This window comes from Pseudomonas coronafaciens pv. oryzae str. 1_6 (genome assembly GCF_000156995.2).
Taxonomy (GTDB): domain Bacteria; phylum Pseudomonadota; class Gammaproteobacteria; order Pseudomonadales; family Pseudomonadaceae; genus Aquipseudomonas; species Aquipseudomonas tremae.
Genome location: NZ_CP046035.1, coordinates 292,454 through 318,316, shown reverse-complemented (window position 1 = coordinate 318,316; position 25,863 = coordinate 292,454). Strand labels below are relative to the sequence as shown.

General features: G+C 59.7%; 24 protein-coding genes. 22 read left to right on the top strand and 2 right to left on the bottom strand.

All coding sequences use genetic code 11. The annotated features are described in order from the left end of the window. Nucleotides 1-187 precede the first annotated feature (187 nt). From POR16_RS01550 to POR16_RS01530, 5 genes are all read left to right on the top strand, one after another. Nucleotides 188-3,004: a DUF2339 domain-containing protein gene (locus POR16_RS01550; RefSeq protein WP_122381206.1), complete on the top strand. Its 2,817-nt coding sequence runs from the start codon at nt 188-190 to the stop codon at nt 3,002-3,004. Nucleotides 3,005-3,029: 25 nt separating this feature from the next. Next, a complete protein-coding gene (locus POR16_RS01545; RefSeq protein WP_162010118.1) occupies nt 3,030-4,382 on the top strand; it encodes a DUF3999 domain-containing protein in 1,353 nt (450 codons plus the stop codon). A gap of 133 nt (nt 4,383-4,515) precedes the next feature. Next, on the top strand, nt 4,516-5,526 hold the full coding sequence (locus tag POR16_RS01540) for a class 1 fructose-bisphosphatase (RefSeq protein WP_005888153.1): 1,011 nt from the start codon (nt 4,516-4,518) through the stop codon (nt 5,524-5,526). Between the two features lie 253 nt (nt 5,527-5,779). Next, nucleotides 5,780-6,034, top strand: a complete 255-nt coding sequence (bamE, locus tag POR16_RS01535) for an outer membrane protein assembly factor BamE domain-containing protein (RefSeq protein WP_002551616.1) — start codon at nt 5,780-5,782, stop codon at nt 6,032-6,034. Nucleotides 6,035-6,037: 3 nt separating this feature from the next. Next, nucleotides 6,038-6,616 (top strand): lipocalin family protein, encoded by a 579-nt coding sequence (locus POR16_RS01530; RefSeq protein WP_024690284.1) that lies wholly within the window; start codon nt 6,038-6,040, stop codon nt 6,614-6,616. A gap of 276 nt (nt 6,617-6,892) precedes the next feature. Here POR16_RS01530 and POR16_RS01525 read toward each other — a convergent pair whose 3' ends face one another. After that, nucleotides 6,893-8,257 carry a formimidoylglutamate deiminase gene (locus tag POR16_RS01525; protein ID WP_005888150.1) on the bottom strand — a complete coding sequence of 455 codons (1,365 nt, stop codon included), beginning with the start codon at nt 8,255-8,257 and terminating at the stop codon, nt 6,893-6,895. 187 nt (nt 8,258-8,444) lie between these two features. On the opposite strand from POR16_RS01525, the gene hutC reads away from it, so the two are divergent. The 6 genes from hutC (at nt 8,445) to POR16_RS01495 (ending at nt 12,988) form a co-directional block, all read left to right on the top strand. Then, entirely contained in the window at nt 8,445-9,155 is a 711-nt protein-coding gene (gene hutC, locus POR16_RS01520; protein WP_162010117.1) for a histidine utilization repressor, read from the top strand. Further along, complete coding sequence (locus POR16_RS01515) at nt 9,152-9,748, top strand: HutD/Ves family protein (RefSeq protein WP_005888146.1); 597 nt, start codon at nt 9,152-9,154, stop codon at nt 9,746-9,748. Before hutC ends, POR16_RS01515 begins: the two co-directional genes overlap by 4 nt. A 50-nt stretch (nt 9,749-9,798) precedes the next feature. Then, on the top strand, nt 9,799-10,974 hold the full coding sequence (nhaA, locus tag POR16_RS01510) for a Na+/H+ antiporter NhaA (RefSeq protein ID WP_005888145.1): 1,176 nt from the start codon (nt 9,799-9,801) through the stop codon (nt 10,972-10,974). A gap of 105 nt (nt 10,975-11,079) precedes the next feature. Then, nucleotides 11,080-11,613: a DUF3455 domain-containing protein gene (locus POR16_RS01505; RefSeq protein WP_005888144.1), complete on the top strand. Its 534-nt coding sequence runs from the start codon at nt 11,080-11,082 to the stop codon at nt 11,611-11,613. 104 nt (nt 11,614-11,717) lie between these two features. After that, nucleotides 11,718-12,284 (top strand): sigma-70 family RNA polymerase sigma factor, encoded by a 567-nt coding sequence (locus POR16_RS01500; RefSeq protein WP_005888143.1) that lies wholly within the window; start codon nt 11,718-11,720, stop codon nt 12,282-12,284. Next, the gene (locus POR16_RS01495; protein ID WP_005888142.1) at nt 12,281-12,988 is read left to right on the top strand and encodes an anti-sigma factor; all 708 of its coding nucleotides are present in this window, start codon (nt 12,281-12,283) and stop codon (nt 12,986-12,988) included. Before POR16_RS01500 ends, POR16_RS01495 begins: the two co-directional genes overlap by 4 nt. 14 nt (nt 12,989-13,002) lie before the next feature. Here POR16_RS01495 and epsC read toward each other — a convergent pair whose 3' ends face one another. After that, on the bottom strand, nt 13,003-13,977 hold the full coding sequence (gene epsC / locus POR16_RS01490; RefSeq protein ID WP_050586566.1) for a serine O-acetyltransferase EpsC: 975 nt from the start codon (nt 13,975-13,977) through the stop codon (nt 13,003-13,005). Nucleotides 13,978-14,154: 177 nt separating this feature from the next. Here epsC and POR16_RS01485 point away from each other — a divergent pair, with 177 nt between their 5' ends. From POR16_RS01485 to POR16_RS01435, 11 genes are all read left to right on the top strand, one after another. Next, nucleotides 14,155-15,153: a D-cysteine desulfhydrase gene (locus tag POR16_RS01485; protein ID WP_024668712.1), complete on the top strand. Its 999-nt coding sequence runs from the start codon at nt 14,155-14,157 to the stop codon at nt 15,151-15,153. A 193-nt stretch (nt 15,154-15,346) separates the two neighbouring features. Then, nucleotides 15,347-16,144, top strand: coding sequence for a cystine ABC transporter substrate-binding protein (tcyJ, locus tag POR16_RS01480; protein WP_005888138.1), 798 nt, complete (start codon nt 15,347-15,349; stop codon nt 16,142-16,144). Next, the gene (gene tcyL, locus POR16_RS01475; RefSeq protein WP_005888137.1) at nt 16,141-16,809 is read left to right on the top strand and encodes a cystine ABC transporter permease; all 669 of its coding nucleotides are present in this window, start codon (nt 16,141-16,143) and stop codon (nt 16,807-16,809) included. The genes tcyJ and tcyL overlap by 4 nt, the downstream gene beginning before the upstream one ends. A gap of 3 nt (nt 16,810-16,812) precedes the next feature. Then, the gene (gene tcyN / locus POR16_RS01470) at nt 16,813-17,556 is read left to right on the top strand and encodes an L-cystine ABC transporter ATP-binding protein TcyN (RefSeq protein WP_005888136.1); all 744 of its coding nucleotides are present in this window, start codon (nt 16,813-16,815) and stop codon (nt 17,554-17,556) included. A gap of 574 nt (nt 17,557-18,130) precedes the next feature. Further along, nucleotides 18,131-18,859, top strand: coding sequence for a hypothetical protein (locus tag POR16_RS01465; RefSeq protein WP_024668710.1), 729 nt, complete (start codon nt 18,131-18,133; stop codon nt 18,857-18,859). 528 nt (nt 18,860-19,387) lie between these two features. Beyond that, nucleotides 19,388-20,560 carry an SfnB family sulfur acquisition oxidoreductase gene (locus POR16_RS01460; RefSeq protein ID WP_005888134.1) on the top strand — a complete coding sequence of 391 codons (1,173 nt, stop codon included), beginning with the start codon at nt 19,388-19,390 and terminating at the stop codon, nt 20,558-20,560. Nucleotides 20,561-20,585: 25 nt separating this feature from the next. Then, nucleotides 20,586-21,791 carry an SfnB family sulfur acquisition oxidoreductase gene (locus POR16_RS01455; protein WP_005888132.1) on the top strand — a complete coding sequence of 402 codons (1,206 nt, stop codon included), beginning with the start codon at nt 20,586-20,588 and terminating at the stop codon, nt 21,789-21,791. Further along, entirely contained in the window at nt 21,791-23,149 is a 1,359-nt protein-coding gene (locus POR16_RS01450; RefSeq protein ID WP_005888130.1) for an LLM class flavin-dependent oxidoreductase, read from the top strand. Before POR16_RS01455 ends, POR16_RS01450 begins: the two co-directional genes overlap by 1 nt. A gap of 114 nt (nt 23,150-23,263) precedes the next feature. Next, the gene (locus tag POR16_RS01445) at nt 23,264-24,052 is read left to right on the top strand and encodes a MetQ/NlpA family ABC transporter substrate-binding protein (RefSeq protein WP_005888128.1); all 789 of its coding nucleotides are present in this window, start codon (nt 23,264-23,266) and stop codon (nt 24,050-24,052) included. Next, on the top strand, nt 24,049-25,179 hold the full coding sequence (locus tag POR16_RS01440) for a methionine ABC transporter ATP-binding protein (protein ID WP_005888126.1): 1,131 nt from the start codon (nt 24,049-24,051) through the stop codon (nt 25,177-25,179). The genes POR16_RS01445 and POR16_RS01440 overlap by 4 nt, the downstream gene beginning before the upstream one ends. After that, the gene (locus POR16_RS01435; protein ID WP_005888124.1) at nt 25,169-25,813 is read left to right on the top strand and encodes a methionine ABC transporter permease; all 645 of its coding nucleotides are present in this window, start codon (nt 25,169-25,171) and stop codon (nt 25,811-25,813) included. The genes POR16_RS01440 and POR16_RS01435 overlap by 11 nt, the downstream gene beginning before the upstream one ends. The last annotated feature ends 50 nt before the right edge of the window (nt 25,814-25,863 follow it).

Here is a 25,863-nt window from a genome sequence, read left to right as displayed (position 1 = left end):
CCACGCCCCACAGCGTGGTAACGCGGCTCTATAACGTGGAGCGTCAGCCAAGGCATCCCTACGCTAACGTGAAGAACGAAAGGTGCAGAGACTGGCCGCGTTCTGCATAAAACATTACAAACGATGCCCACCCGCCCCTATATACTGCGCACGATGAACCTTCACACACCGAAAAGGATGTCGTCGCGTGCTTTGGATTTGTCTGCTGGTGGGTGGCGCACTGCTGGGCTACTCGTTGAGTTACGACGAGTGGGCAGGCGCTTTGATTGGCGCGATCATGGGCATGGCGATGTGGGCCGGTATCCGTGTGCGCGTGCTGGGCAGGCAATCTGCTGACCATTTGCAGCAACTCCTCGAAACCCGGAAATCCCTCGACTCCGTTCAGCAACGCCTGAGCGCGCTTGAACGCAAGCCTGCGTCCATCGTACCCCCTGCTCAGGACAGCGCGCCGCTGCCAGCCGACGCTGTGATTCTCAACACGCCAACCCAAGGGCCAGAGCTGATCTGGGACCTGCCTGACGAAGCACTGCAAGTCGACACTCCAATCCCTCACATAAAACCGGCCATTCCACCACGCCAGCCCTCTGCACCGGCCAGCCCCAACCTGCTCGACAGCGCCATTGGCCGCGCCAGGGACTGGTTGTTGGGCGGTAATACGGTACTGCGGGTCGGCGTCGTGGTGCTGTTCCTCGGCCTGGCTTTTCTGCTGCGTTACGCCACCGAAGGGATGGTCGTGCCGATTGAAGCGCGTTACGCCGGCGTCGCGCTGAGTGCGCTGGCATTGCTGGGGCTGGGCTGGTGGCTGCGCTTGCGCAACGGTCCTTACGCGCTGATGTTGCAAGGTGCAGGCATTGGCGTCTTGTACCTGACCATTTTTGCCGCGATGAAACTGCACGCTTTGCTGGACCCCACCCTCGGCTTTGCGCTGCTGGTCGCGATCACCTGTTTCTCGGCCGTCCTGGCGTTGACCCAGAACTCGCTGGCCCTGGCCTGCGCTGGTGCGCTCGGCGGTTTTGCGGCGCCGATTCTGGCCTCTACCGGACAAGGCAGCCATGTTTCGCTGTTCAGCTATTTCGCTCTGCTCAACGCCGGCATTTTTGCCATCGCCTGGTTCAAAGCCTGGCGCATCCTCAACCTGATCGGCTTTTTCGGCACCTTCGGTATCGGCTTCGCCTGGGGCATGAAGGCTTATACGCCCGAACTGTTCTGGAGCACCGAACCGTTCCTGATTCTGTTTTTCCTGATGTATCTGGCCATCGGCCTGTTGTTCGCCCGGCAAAAACTGCTGCAGCTCACTCACGCGGCCCAGGATGAAACCCGAGCAGCCATGCTGCGCTGGTCTGCCCGCCAAGGCGACTACGTCGATGGCACGCTGCTGTTCGGTACCCCCATCGCGGGTTTTGGACTGCAATACGCGCTGGTCGAGCATATGGAGTTTGGCGCAGCCTTCAGTGCGCTGGCGCTGGGCCTGATCTACATGGGGCTGGCACGCTGGCTGGCAGGGCACACTTCGGGACGCACCGTATTGCTGATGGAAACCTGTCTGGCTCTTGGCGTGGTGTTTGCCACCCTGGCGATCCCGCTGGGCCTTGGTTCACAGTGGACAACCAGCGCCTGGGCCGTGGAAGGCGCGGCGGTTTTGTGGCTGGGCCTGCGTCAGCAACGCAGGCTGGCACAGGCGTTCGGCCTGCTGCTGCAAGTGGGCGCAAGCGCGATTCTGTTCAGCGGCGGCACCGACAGCTCGGCACAGGCTTTCGCCAACGATTACTGGACGCCGATGGTTCTGGCGATTGCAGCGATGGTCAGTGCATGGTGCGTGTTCCGCTTCAATTCGCTGGCACTCATGAGCCCGGTCCGCGCACGGAAATTACTGATCATCTGGGGCGCGTTCTGGTGGCTGGTTTCGCTGGCCAGCGCGGCAGGCCTGCACGCGCCAGCGCCTTATCAGGCCTGCGCGTTCCTGGTCGCCATGGCCCTCAGCGTGGCGCTCTGGGCCGCACTCGCCATCCGTTTGCGCTGGACAGATCTCGCCGCGCTGTGCAGCGCACTGACCCCGATCAGCGCTGCAATACTGATGATCTCGATGAACCTGCGAAACAATCCGGCAGGCAACCTGGGCTGGCTGGCCTGGCTGGCGGTGTTCGCTGTGCATCTGCTGACCTTGCGCTACGTGTCGGACCTGCTGTCCATTCTTGCAAAACGCGTTGCTCACACCGTGGGCTGTCTGCTGATCATCAGTGTGCTAGCGCTGGAGCTGCGTTTCGGCCTGCTGCAGCTGTCCGAGAACTACAACGCCTGGCGCTGGCTGGGCTGGGCGATTCTGCCCAGCCTGTTCCTGCTGGCGATGAGCTCCAGGCGTCAATGGCCGTGGCCAGTAGCAGCCTGCCCTGAGGCTTATCACCTTGGGGCCGCTGCGCCACTGGCAGCGTTGATGCTGGCGTGGTTCTGGCTGGCAAACATCTTCAGCGACGGCGCGGCCGATCCGCTGCCCTATGTGCCGCTGCTCAATCCACTCGAAGTCGGCCTGCTGCTGTCTCTGGCGGGGGTATGCCTGTGGATGCGCGACCATATGGCGCACAGGCGCACCCTGCTGGTGGCAGGTGCCTCATTGTTTGCACTGGTCACGGCCATGGTCATGCGCACAGCCCATCACTGGGCTGATGTGCCGTGGTACACCGAGGCGCTGTTCGAGTCGATGCGCGTTCAGGCTGGCCTGTCGATCGTCTGGACGTTGATGGCGCTGGCCTTGATGATCGGTGGCCACATACGATCCAGACGCGAAATATGGCTGGGCGGTGCCGCGTTGATCGGGGTGGTAGTGATCAGATTGTTCTTCGTCGAACTGGGCAATCGCGGCGGCATGGAGCGCATCGTCTCGTTTATCGGTGTTGGCATTCTGCTACTGGTGGTGGGATATTTCGCACCATTACCGCCGAAATCACCTGTCAAAGAAACTGTCGAAGACCCTGGCACCGGCCCGATCGCCGCGCCTGAAACTCCGTGAGGAACTGTTCTTGAGTCATCCTGCCATGAAAATCGCCGTGTTTGGCCTGGCATTGTGCGCGTCGATCACCGCCAATGCTCAGGACAAGCCAGCGGACTTTGCCAGCCAGACCCCGCTGAGTCTGAATGGCGAAGGACCTTGGTACCGCCTTGAGTTGCCGTTGGGCGTCCAGCTGAATGCCCGACAGACTGACCTGGGCGACCTGCGCGTGTTCAACGCCGAAGGCCAGCCACAGGCGTATGCAATCACGCCGCGACAACCTGCGCGCGAGGAGGAACCGGCGCCGATCCCGGTCAAATGGTTCGCGCTCTACAGCACCCAGGAATCAGGCGACGCAGCGCCTGTCATCCGCATCGAACGCTCAAGCAGCGGCAGCCTGATCGAGGTCCAGCCACAAAGCGATATCGAAGCTGGCGAAGAAGTGCTGCGCGGCTGGCTGCTGGACACTAGCGCAATCAAGGCGCCACTGGAGCAGTTGATCATCGACTGGAGCACCGAGCGCGAAGGCTTTCAGAACTTCAGCATCGAGGCCAGCGACGACCTGCAACACTGGCGAGACTGGGGCGAAGGACAAATTGCACGTTTGTCATTTGCCGATGAAGTGGTCGAGCAACGAGAAGTCGGCCTGCCCGGCCAGAGCGCCCGCTACCTGCGGCTGCTGTGGCGCGCACCTCACAGCGCGCCGCTGTTGATCTCCGCGCACCTGCTGAGCGCCAGCAGCGACACGCCGACACCGCCGTTGACATGGTCGCCACCGGTCAAAGGCTCTGTTGAAAGCCCCAACGAATACGTCTGGCAATTGCCGGCCGGCCTGCCGATAGGAAGGGTAAAAGTCGATATAACCCAGCCCAACAGCCTTGCACCGGCGATTCTGTATGGCCGGACAGACTCTAAACAGCCGTGGCAACCCATCAGCAGCGGCCTGCTGTATCGCTTGTCGCAAAACAACAGCGACGTGCTGCAGGACCAACTGCAATTGCCCGGACGCGTCGTTCAGCAGCTCAAGCTGGTGGTCGATGACCGAGGCGGCGGTCTGGGGAACGAGGCGCCGCAGTTGAGCGTCGCAGTGCCTGCCACTGAGGTAGTGTTTCTGGCACGCGGCAATGGGCCGTTCACGCTGGCGGTCGGCAACTCGACGGCCAAGGCGGCAAACCTGTCGCTGGCGACGCTGATCCCCGATTACAGTGCGGCAAAACTCGCGTCCCTCGGTACCGCGAAACCCGCCACTGCGAGCATCGCTGACATGGCTGCCGCACCGATGCAGGTGGCACCGCAGGGGACCGACTTCAAACGCCTGGGGCTGTGGGCAGTATTGCTTCTGGGGGTGCTGTTTCTGGGCTGGATGGCCTTCAGCACCCTGCGCACCTCAAAACGTTGAAACACGCGGGCTGTCGGGCGCGGTTCGCCCGGCATATGAACTGAAACAGTCATAAGCCAGTCTCATAGCAGTATTAAGTCACCACTCGCGTTAAACTGCGCGGGTTTTCATACCCCTATTTTCGGAGCTATCCATGTCCCGCGTCACACTAAGTCGTTACTTGATTGAGCAGACCCGCAGTAACAACACCCCTGCCGATCTGCGCTTCCTGATCGAAGTTGTGGCGCGCGCATGCAAGGAAATCAGCCATGCAGTCTCCAAGGGCGCGCTGGGCGGCGTTCTGGGCAGCATGGGCACCGAAAACGTACAGGGTGAAGTGCAGAAAAAACTCGACGTGATCTCCAACGAGATCCTGCTCGAAGCCAACGAATGGGGCGGTCACCTGGCCGGCATGGCGTCCGAAGAAATGGACAACGCCTACCAGATCCCCGGCAAATACCCTAAAGGTGCCTACCTGCTGGTTTTCGACCCGCTGGACGGATCGTCGAACATCGACATCAACGCGCCGGTCGGGACTATCTTTTCGGTGCTGCGCTGCCCGAACCAGTACCTGAGCCAGAACGAACCGCTGAATGAGAAGGCGTTCCTGCAGCCAGGCACCGAGCAGGTGGCAGCCGGTTACGCAATCTACGGCCCGCAGACCATGCTGGTGCTGACCTTGGGTGACGGCGTGAAAGGCTTCACGCTTGACCGTGAAATGGGCAGCTTCGTGCTTACCCACGAAGACATCCGGATCCCGGAATCCACTCAGGAATTCGCGATCAACATGTCCAACCAGCGTCACTGGGAAGCTCCGGTACAGCGCTACGTGAACGAGCTGTTGGCCGGTGAAGACGGCCCCCTGAAAAAGAATTACAACATGCGCTGGGTTGCCGCGATGGTGGGCGACGTGCATCGCATCCTGACCCGTGGCGGTCTGTTCATGTACCCGCGTGACAGCCGCGAACCGTCCAAGCCAGGCAAGCTGCGCCTGATGTACGAAGCCAACCCGATGTCTTTCCTGGTCGAGCAGGCTGGTGGCGCGTCTACCGACGGTCATCAGCGTATTCTCGACATCCAGCCCGATGGCCTGCATCAGCGCGTCGCGGTTTACCTGGGTTCCAAGGAAGAAGTGGAGCGCGCAACGGCTTATCACAAAGAGTAAGACCGCTTTCTGATGCCACACTGGCGATTCGACCCGAGCGAATCGCCAGCGCGCATATAGGTGCGCAAAACGGCCAATCGAGAACCTTATCCACACCCGTCTACAGCCCTATCTGCCGACCTGCGGCACAAATCCTTTCCCCCTGCGGGAACCAGATCCCCTTTTTCTCTTCTAAGCTTGCGGTAATGCGCCAGCGCCAGACTGCATCGGCCTGCACTGCGACGCGACCCCCTTCCGTTCAGGAGCTACATCCATGTCCTTGCGCACTGTCGCGTTACTCTCGTTCTGCGTCTTTCTGGCTGCCTGCAGCAAGATCACCCAGGAAAACTATTCGAAAATTTCCGCTGGCATGCCCAAGGCACAGGTCGAGTCCTTGCTGGGCAGCCCGACCGAGTGTTCCGGTGCGCTGGGGATGTCCAGCTGTACCTGGGGCGATCAAAACACCTTTATCAGCGTGCAGTACGCAGCGGACAAGGTTGTACTGTTCTCGGGTCAAGGTCTCAAATAACACATGATCAAGTTATTGGTACGTTTTGGAATTTGTGTCATGGCCAGCTTTCTGGCCATCGGTTTTGCCCACTCGGCTGACAACCTTGAGCCGAAGACGGTTGATAACGTCGACCTCAAGCAGTATCAGGGCACCTGGTACGAAATCGCGCGGCTGCCGATGTTTTTCCAGCGTAAATGCGCGCAGTCAGAGGCGCTTTACACGCTCAAGGACGACGGGAATATTGCGGTAACCAACCGCTGTCGCACCCTTGAAGGCAAGTGGGAAGAAGCCACCGGCACCGCCTCGCCGCAGGTTCCGGGCAAGACCGACAAACTGTGGGTTGTGTTCGATAACTGGTTCTCGCGGTTGCTGCCTGGCGTTGCCAAGGGCGATTACTGGATTCTGGACGTCAGCGAAGGCTATCGCACCGCCGTGGTCGGCAATCCGGATCGCAAGTACCTGTGGTTGCTGTCGCGCACGCCTGTGGTTTCTCAGGCAGACAAAGAGAACATGCTGAGCAAGGCTCGCCAGCAGGGTTACGACACCTCCCGCCTGATCTGGCGCGAGGATGACTCGAAGATCGGCAAGGGCGAGAAGTAAGGGGGCTTGCGTCGTGCAGCGTCATGCAGAAGTGTGACGTGCAGCGTCATGCAAGGCACTCCTACGCGGAGTGAGGAACGATAGGTGTCTGGACTCGATCGTTAGGAACGAGAACCGGCTGGCAACACCATCGTGCCCACGCTCCAGCACTCATCGTTATACACAAGTCCGCTCTTGATTCTGGCCGAAGGCCGTGGGAGTGAAAAGGGCCCTACTAGGGTGCCCGCGCTCCAGCGTGGGCACACCGGTTCTGGACGCTCTGCGTCCGATCTTGCATCAGCCCAGCAACTCCCTCAATACCTGTGCAAACTCGCGGTTGCTCTGCTCTTCGGCTGCGTGTCGTCCTTCGCGTATGACCCAGCGGCCATTCACAGCCACGTCGCGAATCTGCCGATCGCTGCCAGCGAATAGCCAGCGGTTGAGGATGGCGTCGCCGGAGGCTGTCTCGATGTATGGGTCTTTGCCATCCAGCACCAGCCAGTCGGCACGATGCCCTGCTTGCAGTTTGCCAGTCTGCTGACCCAGCGCCTGCGCGCCACCGGCGAGTGCAGCGTCGTACAGTGTGCGACCGACCATCGGCTGATCACTGCGATGCAGCCGGTTGCGACGCTGGTCGCGCAGCCGCTGCCCGTACTCCAGCCAGCGCAGTTCCTCGACCACGCTGAGCGAGACGTGGCTGTCCGAGCCAACGCCCCAACGCCCACCCTGCGCGATGTAATCCACCGCCGGAAATATCCCGTCGCCGAGGTTGGCCTCAGTGGTCAGACACAGTCCTGCCACGGCACCGCTCTGCGCCATCAACTGCACCTCGCGCGCATCGGCGTGGGTCGCATGGACCAGGCACCAACGGTTATCCACAGGGGTGTTTTCATACAACCACTGCAGCGGACGCAGACCGCTCCAGCTCAGGCAGTCATCGACTTCCTTCTGTTGCTCGGCAATATGAATATGCACCGGACACTGCGGGTCGCTGGCGGCAAGCACTTCGCTGATCTGCTGTGGGGTGACTGCGCGCAGCGAGTGGAAACACAGGCCGAGCTGTTGCGCCGGCTGGGCCGCCAGAACAGCTTGCAGACGAGCCTGCAAATCCAGATAGCTGTCAGTGCTGTGGATAAACCGGCGTTGCCCCTCGTTCGGCGCCAGCCCGCCAAACCCGGAGTGGCTGTAAAGCACCGGCAACAGCGTCAGGCCGATACCCGCCGAGCTTGCCGCCTGGCTGATCTGCAAGGCCAGTTCGCCAGGGTCGGCGTAAGGCAGACCACTGACGTCATGATGCACATAATGAAATTCCGCCACCGAGGTGTAACCGCCCTTGAGCATCTCGATGTACAGCTGACGAGCGATGACGCCCAATTGCGCGGGACTTATACGCCCGACCATGCGGTACATCAGATCGCGCCAGGTCCAGAAACTGTCGTTGGGGTTGCCCGCCACTTCGGCCAGACCGGCCATTGCCCGCTGAAACGCATGAGAATGCAGGTTCGGCATGCCGGGCAACAGTGGACCACCGATGAGTTCGGCACCCTGCCGGTGCGCACTGGCTTCGACACGGGTCAATACACCCTCCTGGCTGACCTCCAGGCGTACATCGCTGGCCCAGCCGTCGGGAAGTAGCGCACGCTCGGCAAAGAAGGCTGACATTGACTTGGCACCTCATCACGGTAATTTGTATATACATATACAGACGTTCCAGCGAGTGGTAAACCGCTCGCACGCTTGCCGTGTACCGGGTTAATGGTTAGCGTTGGCGCTTTGCTGTATTTGAATCATCTCGAACAAGGACTCATCCGTGTCGACTCCGCCCGCCGCTTCTCCCCTGGCTGCCCAGATGGGCGAAAGTCCCGCACCCTTGTACGCCCGCGTCAAACACATGATCGCGCTGCAGATTCAAAACGGCACTTGGCCGCCGCATCATCGCGTGCCTTCGGAAAGCGAGTTGGTGACGCAACTGGGTTTCAGCCGCATGACCATCAACCGCGCGTTGCGCGAGCTGACCGCCGAAGGCCTGCTGGTGCGCATGCAAGGCGTCGGCACTTTTGTCGCTGAGCCAAAGAGCCAGTCTGCGCTGTTCGAAGTGCATAACATCGCCGACGAGATCGCCGCGCGCGGTCATCGCCATACCTGCAAGGTCATGGTGCTCAAAGAGGAAGCCGCAGGCTCCGAGCGCGCTCTGGCGCTGGATATGCGTGAAGGCCAAAAGGTGTTTCATTCGCTGATCGTGCATTTCGAGAACGACATTCCCGTGCAGATCGAAGACCGCTTCGTAAATGCTCAGGTAGCACCGGACTACCTCAAGCAGGACTTTACCCTGCAGACGCCCTACGCCTATCTATCTCAGGTCGCCCCGCTGACCGAAGGCGAGCACGTGGTCGAAGCGATTCTCGCCGAAGCCGCCGAGTGCCAACTGTTGCAGATCGAGGCTGGCGAGCCCTGCCTGCTGATTCGCCGCCGCACCTGGTCAGGTCGCCAGCCGGTCACGGCGGCGCGCCTGATACACCCAGGTTCCCGTCATCGCCTTGAAGGACGCTTTACCAAATGAGCCAGACTCGACTCCTGCGCGCTGCCGATTACCCGCGCATGCCGTGGAAGAACGGTGGCGGCAGCACTGAAGAAATCGCCCGCGATGCAGGTCATGATCTGGACGGTTTCGGTTGGCGCCTGTCGATTGCCGAAATCGAGACCTCCGGGGGCTTCTCGGTGTTCGCCGGCTACCAACGGATCATTACCGTTTTGCAGGGCGCAGGCATGACGCTGACGGTAGATGGCATGACCAGTCGCGCGTTGTTGCCATCCGACCCGTTTGCCTTCAGCGGCGACAGTCAAGTCAGCTGCACCCTGCTGGATGGCCCGATTCGCGACTTCAACCTCATCTATGCGCCACACCGGTATACTGCGCGCCTGCACTGGATCGATGTGCGCCAACCGCAACGGCTGTTCAGTTCGGCCAGCACGTTCGTGCTGTTCAGCATGGCCGCGCAAGTGGCGATCAGCGTCGACAGTCAGCCATGGGAAGTCCTCGGCAAACATGATTGTGCGCTTGTGGATAACCCTGGCGGCTTGCTGGAAATAGAGCTGCAATCTCCTCGCGTCAGTCGCTGCTGTCTGATCGAGCTCAGTGCCACGGGCCAGTAACCGCCCGCCTGCCACCACAATAAAAACAGCTTCTCGTTTCAAGGACGACCATGACTCAGGCTCCACATCGGGAAACACCACGCGCCATCGCCATTCTTGCCCGCTTTCTGGCTTCTGAATCAGCAGGCGGCATCGTCCTGATGATGGCTGCGCTGGCGGCACTGATCGTTGCCAACTCAGCGCTTTCCGCCAGTTATTTCTCGATACTGCACAGCGTCTGGCTGGGCCTGTCGGTCGAGCTGTGGATCAACGACGGGCTGATGGCGATTTTCTTCCTGATGGTCGGCCTGGAGATCAAGCGCGAAGTGCTGGCCGGTGGCCTGTCGACCTGGGGACAGCGCGCCCTGCCCGGCTTTGCAGCGGCAGGCGGCATGCTGGTACCTGCACTGATCTACATCGCGATCAACTGGGGCAACCCGCAGACCCTCAGCGGCTGGGCCATTCCGGCGGCAACCGACATTGCCTTCGCGCTTGGTGTGCTTTCGCTGCTGGGCAATCGAGTGCCCACATCACTGAAAGTCTTTCTGGCTGCGCTGGCGATTCTCGACGACTTGGGGGCGGTGACCATCATTGCGTTCTTTTACAGCTCCGGCCTGAACCTGCCGATGCTCGCTGCCGCATTCGCGACCCTCGCTGTACTGATCGTACTGAACCGCCTGCATGTCCGTCGCCTGTTGCCCTATCTGCTGCTCGGCGCATTGCTGTGGTTTTTTGTCCTGCAATCAGGCGTGCATGCCACGCTGGCCGGTGTCGCGCTCGCGCTGTGCATCCCGATGGGCAAACCCGAGGAAGAGGCGCGCTCGCCGCTGTTGTTCCTTGAAGAAAAAATGCATTACTGGGTGGCCTTTGCGGTAGTGCCTGTATTCGGCTTTGCCAATGCTGGGGTGTCACTGGCCGGTATCACCCTTGAAAACCTTATAGATCCAGTGCCGCTGGGTGTTGCGCTGGGGCTGTTCGCGGGCAAGCAGATCGGTGTGTTCCTTGCCGCACTACTGGCGATTCGTGCCGGGCTGGCGACCTTGCCGGAAGGCAGCAACTGGGTGCAGTTGTACGGCGTGGCGATCCTGTGCGGCATCGGCTTCACCATGAGCCTGTTCATCGGCAACCTGGCATTCCCTGGTTCACAGCACCTGATCGACGAGGTGAAAGTCGGCGTGCTGATCGGCTCGGGGCTCGCGGCCATTGCCGGAATACTGCTATTGCGAAGCCGTTTCAGCCGGCATTGAAAAAATATTTTCAAATCACTGCATCCAGATGGATTTCTCGCGGGTAGTACATTCAGCAGCCACTTCGAGTTGCTGAGCGCGGTTAAACAATCTGGAGATTTCTGCATGAACGCAAAACGCTTGCTCTGCCTTGCCGGTACTACCCTGGCCTTCACCTGCCTGTCATCCGTGGCCCTGGCTCAGACCGACCTTCCGGAAAGCGTGCGCGTGCCGGCTGGCAACAAAGTCGGCATGCAAACCACAGGTGTTGGCGAAATCACCTACGAGTGCCGCGCCAAAGCCAACATGCCTAGCGAAATGGAGTGGGCGTTCGTCGGGCCCAAAGCAGTGCTCAACGACAAGAGCGGCAAACAGGTCGGTACTTACTACGGCCCGCCTGCCACCTGGGAAGCCAAAGACGGCTCCAAAGTGACCGGCACCCAGGTGGCCGTAGCACCATCCAGCGCTGGCAACCTGCCGTATCAACTGGTCAAGGCCAACCCGGCTGAAGGCAAAGGCGCAATGACTGGCGTGACTTACATCCAGCGTGTAGCCCTGAAAGGCGGCGTTGCCCCGGCCAAAGCCTGCGCCGAGAGCAACAAGGGTGCGAAGGAAGTGGTCAAGTATCAAGCCGACTACCTGTTCTGGACCGCGAGCTGATCGCGGCCATTAGCCGGGTGACCGCGCAGAGGTTGAGCTATGCTGCTGCGCGGGAGCCTCGTGATGTCAACGAGGCAGTAGTCTTCCATTGATGGCGGATCATCTTGTCCTCGCACGAATCTCTCTTTGATTACGAAGCCACGTTGCAGGCCTGCGCTCGCGGTGAGAAACAGGCCTTGCAGCGTCTCTATCAACAGGAAAGCGCCCGATTGCTCGGCGTCGTCCAGCGGCTGGTACGTGACAGCGCTCTGGCCGAGGACATCGTGCACGACGCCTTTCTGAAAATCTGGACCCGCGCTGCCAGTTTCGATGCTTCCCGTGGCTCGGCGCGTGGCTGGATATTCAGCGTGACCCGGCATCTGGCACTCAATACGCTGCGCAACACCGCCCGCGAGGTAAGTATCGAGGAAGACGGCAGCGAAGATCATCATGAACAGGCGACCCTGGAAGGCTGGCAGGAAGCCGGGGATGCTTTTGACTGGCGGGTCAATCCAGGACGGATTACTTCATGCATGGAGCAATTGGAGCCGGTAAGACGAAACTGTGTTTTTCATGCTTACGTAGACGGCTATTCGCATCAGGAAATCGCGCAGAAAATCGGCGCGCCATTGGGTACGGTAAAAGCCTGGATCAAGCGCAGCCTGACGGCTTTGCGGGAGTGCATGGGATGACCCGGCCTTTAGACGACAACATTCATGACTTGGCTGGCGAGTACGTGCTCGGCACCCTGTCGGCGCAGGATCGGCTCGACGTGCAGCGTCGCCTGTCCCGCGAGCCAGACCTGCAAGCGGCCATCGATGCCTGGGAGCAACGCTTGTTGCCCCTGACGGAACTGGCCGAGCCCGTTACGCCATCGCCCGGTCTGTGGCACCGAATCGAACGCAACCTGCTGGAGATCACCGCGCCCGCCAGTGTTTCGCCAAGACCGCGCGCGCGCTGGTGGGACAACCTGTCGGTCTGGCGCGGGCTGGCTGGGGCCGGGCTGGCGGCATCGCTGGTATTAGGCATGACCCTGCTGACCCGCGCCCCGGCGCAGACTTCCTACCTTGTTGTTCTGGTCGGGCCGCAGGACAGGTCGCCCGGCTGGGTAGTGCAGGCCAGTAATTCGCAGGAAATCCAGCTTATTCCGCTGGGCGTGGTAGAGGTTCCGGCTGACAAGGCACTGGAGTTCTGGACCAAAGGCGACGACTGGCAAGGCCCGGTTTCTCTGGGGCTGGTAAAACCGGGGCAAAGCCTGAACATTGCGCTGGATAAACTGCCGCCGCTGCAGCCCAATCAGTTGTTCGAGCTGACGCTGGAAACATCCTCCGGCTCGCCTATCGGCAAACCCACCGGCCCGATTCAGTTCATCGGGCGGGCGGTGAAAGTCATCTGAGCTTCACGCAGGCATCACTTTTTCGAGCAGTCGTCCTGTTGCAGCAGGTTGGCCTGAGTCAGGTTGCAGTCTGCCGGCACGCTGCGGGTCAGCCAGACATTGCCGCCGATGGTCGAGCCTTTGCCAATCGTGATGCGCCCCAGAATGGTCGCCCCGGCGTAAATAACCACGTCATCTTCGACGATCGGGTGCCGTGCGTGGCCTTTCTGCAACTGACCATCCTCGTCCGCAGGGAAACGCTTGGCGCCCAGCGTCACGGCCTGATATATCCGCACTCGCTCACCGATAATGGCGGTTTCGCCAATGACCACACCCGTCCCGTGATCAATGAAGAAGCTCGGGCCGATCTGCGCGCCGGGGTGAATATCGATACCGGTCGCCGAATGGGCGATTTCCGAGCTGATGCGCGCCAGCAGCGGCAGACCAGCCCGGTACAGGTGGTGAGCCAGGCGATGATGAATCACAGCAAGGACGCCCGGATAGCACAGCAGAACTTCATCCACACTGCGCGCCGCCGGGTCGCCGTGATAGGCGGCCAGCACGTCAGTGTCCAGTAACAGGCGGATGCCCGGCAGTGCCGTGGCGAAATCCTGAATCAACCTGAGCGCATGAGCATCGATGTTCTTTAGGTCGCCACCCTGTTGATGGGCCACATAGCGCAATTCCAGCCGGGCCTGAGCCAGCAGCGCATTGAGTGCCACGTCCAGCGTGTGGCCAACATAGAAGTCCTCGCTCTCTTCGCGCAGGTCTACCGGCCCAAGCCGCATCGGAAACAGTGCGCCACTCAACGCCTCGAGAATGTCGCCCATGGCCGCACGAGAAGGCAGCTCACGCCCGCCGTGCTCGCCGCTCACTCGCCTGTTGCGCGCCCGCCAGTCTTCCCGCGCACCGCGCAACTGGCTGACGATCCGTTGCAACTGCCAATGGCTGGAACGGCCGTCGGCGGAGGCTTCTGGAATATCACTCACGCTGATCTCTCCTTGACACATTAGGGTGTCGACCGACAGTGACGGCCGCTGATGCCTTCACTCTACGGCAAACATTCGAACGCAAAGAACAACAATTTCCACAGGAACAGGCTGACCAGATGATAAACACAGAGAAGTTGCCGTGTAGGAAACGTCTGCCTATAGTCCGGTGACTCTTTACACGGCTTATCTATCACCATGATCAAACATCAGCTCGCCCGCTTCAATCGTCTCGACCTGATCAGTGCGCCGACGGCTCTGGAGAAGCTCGAACGCCTGTCCGCCTGGGCAGACCGCGATATCTACATCAAACGTGATGACACCACGACCCTGGCACTGGGCGGCAACAAGGCTCGCAAGCTCGAATACCTGGCTGCCGATGCGCTGGCACAGGGCGCCGATACGCTGATCACCGCCGGTGCGATCCAGTCCAACCATGTGCGTCAGACCGCAGCGCTGGCAGCGCGGCTGGGCATGAGCTGCGTAGCCCTGCTGGAAAACCCCATCGGCAGCGAAGACCCTAACTACCTGAGCAACGGCAACCGCCTGCTGCTGGAGCTGTTCGATGCTCGGGTAGAGCTGGTCGAAAACCTCGATAACGCGGATGAACAGCTGCACGCACTGGCTGCACGCCTGCGCTCCAGTGGCAAAAATCCCTATCTGGTCCCCATCGGCGGCTCCAGTCCGATAGGCACTTTGGGCTACGTGCGCGCCGGTTTGGAGCTGGCCGAGCAGATCAAGCAGACCGGCATTGAGTTCGCTGCAATTGTGCTGGCCTCCGGCAGCGCGGGTACACATAGCGGTCTGGCGCTGGCGCTGGCCCATGAACTGCCGCAATTGCCGGTCATCGGCGTCACCGTGTCGCGCAGTGAAGAGGACCAGTTGCCCAAGGTACAGAGCCTGGCCGAACGCACCGCCGAATTGCTCGGCATCGCGCTGCCGGAAACCTTCAAGGTCGAGCTGTGGGACGAGTATTTCGCCCCCCGTTACGGCGAACCGAACGCAGGCACGCTGTCTGCGATCAAACTGGTGGCCAGCCATGAGGGTGTCTTGCTTGACCCGGTCTACACCGGCAAGGCGATGTCAGGCCTGCTGGACGGCATAGGGCGGCAGCGCTTCAATGACGGCCCGCTGATATTCCTGCACACCGGAGGCGCACCCGCGTTGTTTGCCTACCCTGATGCCTTCAGCAATTGACCGAGGTCTTTATTCCGTTTTTTGGCGGACTGTGCATTTTTAGTTATTTTTATTCATAAGAAGATAGCTATATAGTCGCGCCCGGAACATCGGTGTGACGTAACTGCTTGAAAAAAAAACAAACCCTCAGCACCAAGTCGCTTCAGTCGGGTCAGAAAATAGCCAGACACTTTCGTATCAACAAGGGGCTCGCATGAACATTTCCGCTATTCGTCGTACGTTTCTTTTCTCCGCACTGGGCCTGATGCTTGGTACCGGTATCGCCGGGCAAGCCATGGCTGGCGAGCAACTGCAGAAAATCAAGGATAGCGGCACTCTGAATGTGGGCCTTGAAGGCACTTATCCGCCGTTCAGCTTCGTAGATGAAAACGGCAAACTCACTGGCTTCGAAGTAGAGTTTTCCGAAGCGCTGGCCAAGGAACTGGGCGTGAAGGCCAAGATCCAGCCGTCCAAATGGGATGGCATTCTGGCTGCACTGGAATCCAAGCGCCTGGACGTGGTGATCAACCAGGTCACCATCTCCGACGAGCGCAAGAAAAAGTACGATTTCTCCGAGCCTTACACCATTTCCGGCATTCAGGCGCTGGTTCTGAAGAAGAATGCAGATGCCATCAAGTCCGCTGACGACCTGAAGGGCAAAAAGGTCGGCGTAGGCCTGGGCACCAACTACGAGCAGTGGCTCAAGGAGAAAGTGCCGGGCGCCATCGTCAGGACTTACGATGATGACCCAACAAAAATTCAGGACCTGAGCGTAGGCCGTATCGACGTGATTCTCGTTGACCGTCTGGCGGCCCTAGAAATGGCAACCAAGACCAAAAACAAACTCGTGCCTGCCGGCGTTGCCTTTTCCCGTCAGGAATCCGGTATTGCCATGCGCAAAGGCGAGCCTGAGCTGCAGGCTGCAATCGACAAGGCGATCGACAAACTGCGTGCCGACGGCACACTGGAAAAACTGTCGAAAAAGTATTTCAACGCTGACGTCACACAATGATCGAAGAGAGCCTTCAGCTCGCGCTGGACTCCGCGCCCTTCCTGCTGAAGGGCGCGTACTACACAGTATTCCTCAGCCTGGGCGGTATGTTCTTCGGGTTAGTGCTGGGCTTCGGCCTGGCGCTGATGCGCCTGTCGCGTTTCAAGCCGGTGAACTGGCTGGCGCGCATCTACGTATCGTTCTTTCGCGGCACGCCGTTGCTGGTGCAGTTGTTCCTGATCTACTACGGCTTGCCGGAGTTGGGCATCGAGCTTGACCCGTTGACCGCAGCGCTGATCGGCTTTTCGCTGAACATGGCCGCCTACGCCTGCGAAATTCTCCGCTCGGCCATAGGCTCCATAGAGCGCGGCCAGTGGGAAGCCGCAGCGAGTATCGGCATGACCCGCTGGCAAACCCTGCGCCGGGCAATTCTGCCGCAAGCAGCACGTACCGCTTTGCCACCACTGGGCAACAGCTTTATATCGCTGGTCAAGGACACGGCTCTGGCGGCCACTATTCAGGTGCCCGAGCTGTTCCGCCAGGCTCAGTTGATCACCGCACGTACCTTCGAAATTTTCACCATGTACCTGGCCGCAGCACTGATCTACTGGATCCTTGCCACTGCGCTTTCGTACCTGCAAAACAGGCTGGAAGCGAGGGTCAACCGGCATGATCTGGAGTCCTGACGCATGATCGTGGTTGAAAAACTCACCAAGGAATTCAACGGTAACCAAGTCCTCAAGGGCATCGATCTGCGCATCGAAGCAGGCGAGGTCGTGGCGATCATCGGCCCCAGCGGCTCGGGCAAGACCACCCTGTTGCGCTGCCTGAATCTTCTGGAAACGCCTACTGCCGGCAGGATCAAGGTCGGCGACATCGAAATCGATGGCGCGCGTTCGGTGGGCCAGCAGCAAGGGTTAATCCGTCAACTGCGCCAGCAGGTCGGGTTCGTGTTTCAGAACTTCAACCTGTTTCCGCATCGCACTGCGCTGGAGAACGTCATCGAAGGCCCGGTGGTGGTCAAGAAGATCCCTCTGGCGACGGCAGAAGCACTGGGTCGCCAATTGCTGGCCAAGGTCGGCCTGACCGGCAAGGAAGATGCTTACCCGCGCAGACTCTCGGGCGGGCAGCAGCAACGTGTGGCGATCGCCAGAGCGCTGGCGATGGAGCCGCAAGTCATTCTGTTCGACGAACCGACTTCGGCGCTGGACCCTGAGCTGGTCGGCGAGGTGCTGACCACCATCCGCGCCCTGGCCGAAGAGAACCGCACGATGGTGATCGTCACTCATGAAATGAGCTTCGCGAGGGATGTCGCCAATCGGGTGATCTTCATCGACAAGGGTGTAATCGTCGAACAGGGCGAAGCCAAGGCGCTGTTTGCGAACCCCAGGGAAGAACGCACCAGGCAGTTTCTTGAGCGCACGCGATCCTGATAAAGCCGCTACACACCCTCCGAAAGCAGCGTCCGTCCCGGCGCTGCTTTTTTCTTACATTTCAGAAAGGTTTAATCGTTCAGGATCCTTGCTGAATTCCCGCCTTATTTTCCGAAAATTCATCGAAATAATAAAACCTGAAAGCGTCAGCCTCCGCGCCTGACGCGCGCCCCTGTGATCAACGACGATGACCTGTTTACAGCCCATCCCTCCCGGTCGTAACGGCATCTTTCGTGTGCATGCATAACTGATACTTTGTGGTAGGACAGTTGTTTGCCAGTGGGTAAACACTTCCAAATACCGCGTGTAGGAAGTGTCCGTTTTTCAAGTAAAAAGTCGTTAAACATCTTTCGTATATTGACAAGTGCTCGCAAAGAACATTAGCTCACCGCAATGAGGCATTTGATCAACCACTCAAGTTTCAAGTGAAACTTTCCCTCCAATTGTAATGTTTGCCATGACTTGGTTATTTAAGGTACTTATCGCTCCGCCCGAACCGGGCTTTATATTACTTGACCATGACAACTTATGACGATTCTTTACTTGAATTACTGATTATCAGGAGCACCTCAACATGAGCCACACTACTTGCACTACCGCACGCCCAGGGCTCCAGCCCCCTTCTGTACCGCAGGCCAGCCGACACGGCATCGGCGTGAGGATCGCGTCTCAACTCATGGTTCACGTTGCCCCCTACGACAACATGGATAAGGGGGACCTTATCGAACTGTTCTGGGATGGCTGTTACGTGGCGTCAACGATTTTAGAGCCATCCGACATCGACAAAGCCATCGCCCTACGTGTGCCCGAAAGCTTTCTTCAGAACGGCAAGGCGAGGACCTACTACCGGGTCATGAAAATAGGCGGGACACCCGTCACCTCGCCGTGCCGCAAGCTCTGGGTCAAGCTGAACGCACCTGGCGGACAACTGATCGGTGCCAGCAGCGAAGAAAATCAGGGGCTGGCGCCGCTCCATGTCGCGCCATCGGTCATACGCCGCGGACTGTCCAGCAGGCACCTTGAAGGCGGTTTGCCGATGGCCATCGAGCCGTACCTGAACATGGCCGTTCACGACGAGATCACTGTGCGCTGGGGCGATCTGCGCATGGATCTGCCGCCCCTCACCACAGAGGATATCGGAGAATCCGTCGACTTGATCGTGCCACCTACGCTGATCATGGAGGGCGGCGGCGAACAACAAGTGGACGTGACTTACTGCATTATCGATAGGGTAGGAAACAACTCGTTGTGGGCGCCGGCCCGGGTCATTAACGTTCAGCCTCTGGGTGAATTGACGCATTGACAAAGGGCCGTCGAACAGCAACAGGTTGTATGCCAACAGTCGTTTAAAGGTCCTCCCGCTAACGAGGAAAACCACACACCACGATCAGTTCGCGTTGATTAATACAAGCGTCCCTTACACCCGGTGTGCCTACGTGCGTTGTTACTCACATCAACCACTTCATCCTGTTCACTGCCGTCGTTATGGCGCCATGTGCAGTGTGTTCAGCGCAAAGTGAATGCCGGGACGTCGCTATCAGCTGGCGATAGCTGTCTATGCTTATTCCAAAAAGCATGTTTTAAAAAGCCTTATACACGCTTAGGGTATATGCACCGGACCACCGGACATCGTGATTTTTTCCCAGCCGCTTTTGCAGCGGTCTATTTTTACGAGGTTCCGATGGTCCCTTTCACAACTACCCCTGTGGATAAACCAAGGGCTGGTTCGATTGCCGGTGAGCGACGCGAGTCTGATCCCGCTAACGTAACTGCCCACACCGTCAACGCTCCACAAGAGCCAGACGTTGCTCCCCGACTGTTACCCGCCACGGTGTTGCACAACGATGCCGAGGCTGTTGCAGCTGCTCATGAACTGGCAGCAGCTGCACGCCTTACTGCCGCGAGCCGCGATCAGCAACGCGCTTTGCCGTGGGCTGAAATAGAACAATTCACCCGCAGCGGGCTCGGCAGTATTTCCATTCCACGCGCCTATGGCGGCCCCGAGGTCTCGTTTGTCACGGTGGCGGAAGTGTTCAGGATCATCTCCACTGCCGACCCGGCGCTGGGGCAGATCCCGCAAAATCAGTTCGGCATTCTGCACCTGCTGCAAAACAGCGCCACTGAACAGCAGAAACGCACCCTGTTCCAGAGCGTGCTGGAAGGCTGGCGTATCGGCAATGCGGGGCCTGAACGTGGCACCAAAAACACTCTTGAACTCAAGGCGCGGATCACAACTGAAGGCGACCGCCTGAGCATCACAGGTCAGAAGTTCTACTCCACCGGCGCATTGTTTGCGCACTGGGTGGCGGTCAAGGCGCTTGATGACCAGGGCCAACAGATCATGGCGTTCGTCAAACGCGGTTCGCCGGGTCTGAGTATCGTCGACGACTGGTCAGGCTTCGGGCAACGCACCACAGCGAGCGGCACGGTGCTGCTCGACAACGTGCCGGTGGATGCCGAACAGGTGATAGACAACTGGCGTCTGGGACTGACACCCAATATTCAGGGCGCCGTGTCGCAACTCATTCAGGCGGCAATCGATGCTGGTATTGCCCGGGGCGCAATCGATGATGCGATCGCCTTTGTTCGCGAGAAATCCCGTCCGTGGATCGATGCCAGAGTAGAGCGTGCCAGCGACGACCTGTACGTGATCGCCGATATCGGCAAGCTGAAGCTTGATTTGCATGCCGCCGAAGCCCTGTTGCGTAAAGCCGGACAGGAGCTGGACGAAATAAATGCCAGCCCCATAGACGAGCAATCGGCAGCCCGCGCGTCGATTGCCGTGGCGCGCGCCAAGGTGCTGACCACCGAGATATCACTGCTGGCCAGCGAAAAGCTCTTCGAACTGGCAGGCAGCCGCGCGACTCTCGCCGAGTTTAATCTTGACCGCCACTGGCGCAACGCGCGCGTCCACACCCTGCACGACCCGGTGCGCTGGAAATACCACGCAGTTGGCACCTGGCATTTGAACGGTACCCTGCCCGCTCGCCATTCCTGGATCTGAGCCAGACCACTGGAGAACACTCTTCATGAGCTTCAATACTCAAGCGCGTGACAACGCTGCGCTGATTACCAGTGACGCTCAGGCTTTGCGCGTGGCGAGCGAGCTGGCACTAATTTTCAAAGCCGAAAGCGCCCGACGCGACCGCGAGCGCCGTTTGCCCCATGCCGAACTCGACGTTTACAGTCAGTCCGGGCTGTGGGGCATCAGCGTGCCGAAAGCGTTTGGCGGCGCGGGTGTTTCAAACGTGACGTTGGCCAAGGTGATCCAGCTGATTTCCGAAGCCGATGGCTCGCTGGGACAGATTCCGCAAAACCATTTTTATGCGCTCGAAGTGCTGCGCGTGAACGGCAGCGCGCAACAGCAGGCAAGGCTGTACGCCGAAGCGCTGGCCGGTCGACGCTTTGGCAACGCACTGGCTGAACTGGGAACCAGGACGGCACACGACCGCACCACACGCCTTACACGCGATGGCGATGGTTATCGCATCAACGGGCGCAAGTTTTATGCAACCGGCGCGCTGTATGCCCAGCGCATTCCCACCTCGGTGATCGACGACAATGGCGTGCAGCAACTGGTGTTCGTAGCGCACGACAGCGAGGGGCTGAAGGTTATCGATGACTGGAGCGGCTTCGGCCAGCGCACTACCGGCAGCGGTTCAGTGGTATTCGACAACGTGTATGTCAGCGCCGACGACGTTGTGCCATTCCAGAGCGCTTTCGAGCGCCCCACGACAGTAGGCCCGCTGGCGCAGATTCTTCACGCAGCCATCGACACCGGTATAGCTCGCGCAGCGTTCGAGGACGCTCTGACGTTCGTTCGCACACGCACCCGACCGTGGATCGATTCGGGTATCGAAAAGGCCGTAGACGATCCGCTGACCCTGCACAGCTTCGGCAGGCTCGGCATTCGCCTGCATGCAGCTGAAGCGTTGCTGGAACGGGCCGGAGAATTCCTGGACATCGCACAGGCCGAGAGCAACGCCGAGAATGTGGCGGCGGCCTCGATAGCCGTGGCCGAGGCACGCGCCATCAGCACGGAGATTTCCCTGGCGGCTGGCAGCACACTTTTCGAACTGGCCGGCAGCCAGTCCACCCTGGCGGAACACGGCCTCGATCGCCACTGGCGCAACGCCCGCGTACACACGCTGCACGACCCGGTGCGCTGGAAGTTTCACGCCATTGGCAATTACTACCTCAATGACACGCCCCCCCCATTGCGGGGGACGATCTGATGGCGCGCAAGAAGATCCTTTTCAATGCGTTCAACATGAACTGTATCGGCCACATCAATCATGGCCTGTGGACGCATCCGCGTGACACCTCCACGCAATTCAACAGCCTGGAATACTGGACCGACCTGGCGAAACTGCTGGAACGTGGCTTGTTCGACGGGTTGTTCATCGCCGATATCGTGGGGGTGTACGACGTCTATCAGAACTCGGTGGACGTCACGCTCAAGGAAGCCATTCAGTTACCGGTCAATGATCCGCTGCTGCTGGTGTCTGCAATGGCCGGGGTGACGACACACCTGGGCTTCGGCCTGACCGCCAACCTGACCTACGACGCGCCGTACCTGTTCGCCAGGCGCATGTCGACGCTGGACCACCTGAGCCGTGGTCGGGTGGGCTGGAATATTGTCACCGGTTATCTCGACAGCGCGGCGCGGGCAATGGGCCTGAGCGAGCAGAACGAGCACGACCGGCGCTACGACCAGGCCGATGAATACCTGGAGGTGCTGTACAAGCTCTGGGAGGGCAGTTGGGAGGACGACGCGGTCATCAACGACACGCAGCAGCGCGTCTACGCCCAGCCGGGCAAGGTTCACAAGGTTCGGCACCAGGGCGAGTTCTATCAGGTCGAGGGATATCACCTCTGCGAACCGTCGCCGCAACGCACGCCGGTGCTGTTTCAGGCGGGCAGTTCCGAGCGCGGCCTTCAGTTTGCCGGGCAGAACGCCGAGTGCGTGTTCATCAGCGGCCAGAACAAGACGGCGACCCGCGAGCAAGTGAACAAGGTGCGCGCCAGCGCGGTACAGGCCGGGCGCAACCCGGAGGACATCAAGGTATTCATGGGCCTGAACGTGATTGTTGCGGCGACCGAGGCGCTGGCCCGCGAGAAGCACGCTGAATACCGCCGTTATGCCAGCGCAGAAGCAGGGGTGGCGCATTTCGCGGCATCGACCGGTATTGATTTCGCCGAATACGAGCTGGACGAACCCATTCAGTACGTGAAGAACAATGCCATCCAGTCCGCGACCAAAAACCTCAAGAACAACGACTGGACCCGCCAGAAATTACTCGACCAGCACGCGCTGGGTGGCCGCTACATCACCTTGATCGGCTCGCCCGAACAGGTCGCCGACGAGCTGGAATCGTGGCTCGAGGAAACTGGCCTGGATGGCTTCAACCTGACCCGAATCGTCACCCCGGAAAGCTATGAGGATTTCATCGATCTGGTCATCCCGGAACTGCAACGCCGCGGGTCATACAAGACTGCTTATCAGGACGGCACCTTGCGTAAAAAACTGTTTCCGGAAGGTACTGATCGTTTACCGGAACGGCATGCGGGGGCGGCACATAGACATATTTGATGATGACATGCGCTCCCACGCTGGTTACACACAGCTCCCACAAAGCTCCATATTCAAGGAACCCCAGGACTTTGTGTAGAACGCAGGAACAAGAATCTCTTAAAGGACCGCACCATGACCAAAACCCTCGCAGCAATGGCCCTCGGGCTGTTGACCCTGACCGCTTACGCCGCAGATAAACCCTTGAAGGTCGGCACCACGGCAGCCTTTGCGATACCGCTGGAAGCCGCTGTCGAAGAGGCTGGCAAGCAGGGCCTTGAAGTCGAGCTGGTGGAGTTCACCGACTGGATCGCGCCCAACGTCAGCCTCGCCGCAGGTGATATCGACGTGAATTACTTTCAGCACATTCCGTTTCTGACCAACGCCAATGAAGCCGCTGGTTTCGGTCTGGTGCCTTATGCACCGGGGATCATCAATAACGTCGGGCTGTACTCGAAAAAGTACCAGCGCTTCGATGAGTTGCCGACCGGCGCCACCGTGGCCATCGCCAATGATCCGATAAACAGCGGACGCGGTCTGCAACTGCTGGCCAAAGCCGGACTGATCACCCTCAAGGAGGGCGTTGGCTACAAGGCCACCGAAGAAGACATCACCGCCAACCCGAAAAAGCTCAAGCTCATTCAGGTCGAGGCCGTGCAACTGGTGCGCGCCTACGATGACGCTGATCTGGTGCAGGGCTACCCCGCCTATATCCGCTTGGCCAAGACCTTTCCTGCCGATTCGGCGATTCTGTTCGACGGCATGGATCACCCTGAATACGTGATTCAGTTCGTGATCAAACCCGATCACAAGGACGATCCACGCCTGGCAAAATTCGTCGATATCTACCAGCACTCGCCGGTGGTCCGCGCCGCGCTGGACAAGGTCAACGGCAAGCTCTACCAAGTAGGGTGGAAAGAATGACGGCAACCGCGCAACGGCAACTGCCATTCGACACCACGGGCACAGGTGAGTTGGCGCAACACACCGAGCTGCACCCGGAGCTGAACCGCGCCCATGTGCGGTTCATCAACCTGGGCAAGACCTACCACGGCAAGCAAGGTCCGGTGGAGGCCCTGGGCAATATAGACCTGGCCATCCAGCGCGGCGAGATCTTCGGCATCATTGGCCGTAGCGGCGCAGGCAAATCCTCGCTGATCCGCACTATCAACCGCCTGGAACAACCCAGTAGCGGCCGGGTGCTGATCGATCAGGTGGACATCGGCGAGTTCGACGAAGACAAACTGGTCGAGCTGCGCCGACGCATCGGCATGATCTTCCAGCACTTCAACCTGATGTCGGCCAAGACCGTGTGGCAGAACGTCGAGCTGCCATTGAAAGTGGCCGGCGTACCGAAAGAGCAGCGAGCGCTCAAGGTCGCACAGTTGCTGGAACTGGTGGGTTTGCAGGACAAGCACAAGGCGTATCCGGCGCAATTGTCCGGCGGGCAGAAACAGCGCGTCGGCATCGCTCGCGCACTGGTTCACGACCCGGCGATACTGCTCTGCGACGAAGCCACCTCAGCGCTGGACCCGGAAACCACCCAGTCGATTCTTGCCCTGCTGCGCGAGATCAATCAGCGTCTGGGCCTGACCATTGTGCTGATCACCCATGAAATGGCAGTGATCCGCGATATCTGCCACCGCGTCGTGGTGCTGGAACAGGGCTGCATCGTCGAGCAAGGCCCGGTCTGGCAAGTGTTCGGCGACCCGCAGCACGAGATGAGCAAAACCCTGCTGGCACCGCTGCAGCTCGGGCTGGCGAAGGAATGGACCGAGCGCCTGAGCGATCAGCCGCAACGACCGGATTCGGCCATGTTGCTGGACGTGCATTTCACCGGCACAAGCAACCAAGGGCCTGACCTGGCAGCGCTGTTTGCGACACTGGGCGGCAAGGTGCAATTGCTGCAGGGCGGTGTCGAGCGTATTCAGGACCGGGCCATCGGGCACATGATTCTGTTGGTTGCCGGCTCGCCGCACGGTCGCGACGAACTGCTGGGCCACGCCCGCACACTGGCACCGCGCGCGGAGGTATTGGGCTATGTGGACTGATCGCTTGCTGCAAGGCACCCTCGACACCTTTCTGATGGTCGGCGTGTCGTCATTGATCGCATTGCTGCTGGGCATTCCGCTGGCGGTGATTCTGGTCACCAGTTCCAAAGGCGGCATCTACGAAGCACCAGCGATCAACCGGGCGCTGGGCGGTTTCGTGAACCTGTTTCGCTCTATTCCGTTTTTGATTCTGATGGTGGCGTTGATCCCGTTTACGCGGATGATCGTCGGCACCACGTACGGTGTATGGGCCGCCGTCGTGCCACTGACCATCGCAGCCACGCCGTTCTTTGCGCGAATAGCTGAAGTGAGCCTGCGCGAGGTCGATCACGGTCTGGTAGAGGCGGCGCAGGCGATGGGCTGTCGGCGCTGGCACATCATCTGGCATGTGCTGCTGCCAGAAGCGCGTCCCGGCATCGTCGGCGGCTTCACTATCACGCTGGTGACCATGATCAACTCGTCGGCGATGGCCGGCGCGATCGGGGCAGGTGGGCTGGGCGACATTGCTTATCGCTATGGCTATCAACGCTTCGACACACAGGTGATGCTGACCGTGATCGTGTTACTGGTGGCGGTCGTGGCGCTGGTGCAACTGGGCGGTGACCGGCTGGCGCGCAGTTTCGACAGACGCTGAGCAGCCCGCGCGGTCCGAGGGTATATTGGCGGTCTTCCTTTACCGGACCG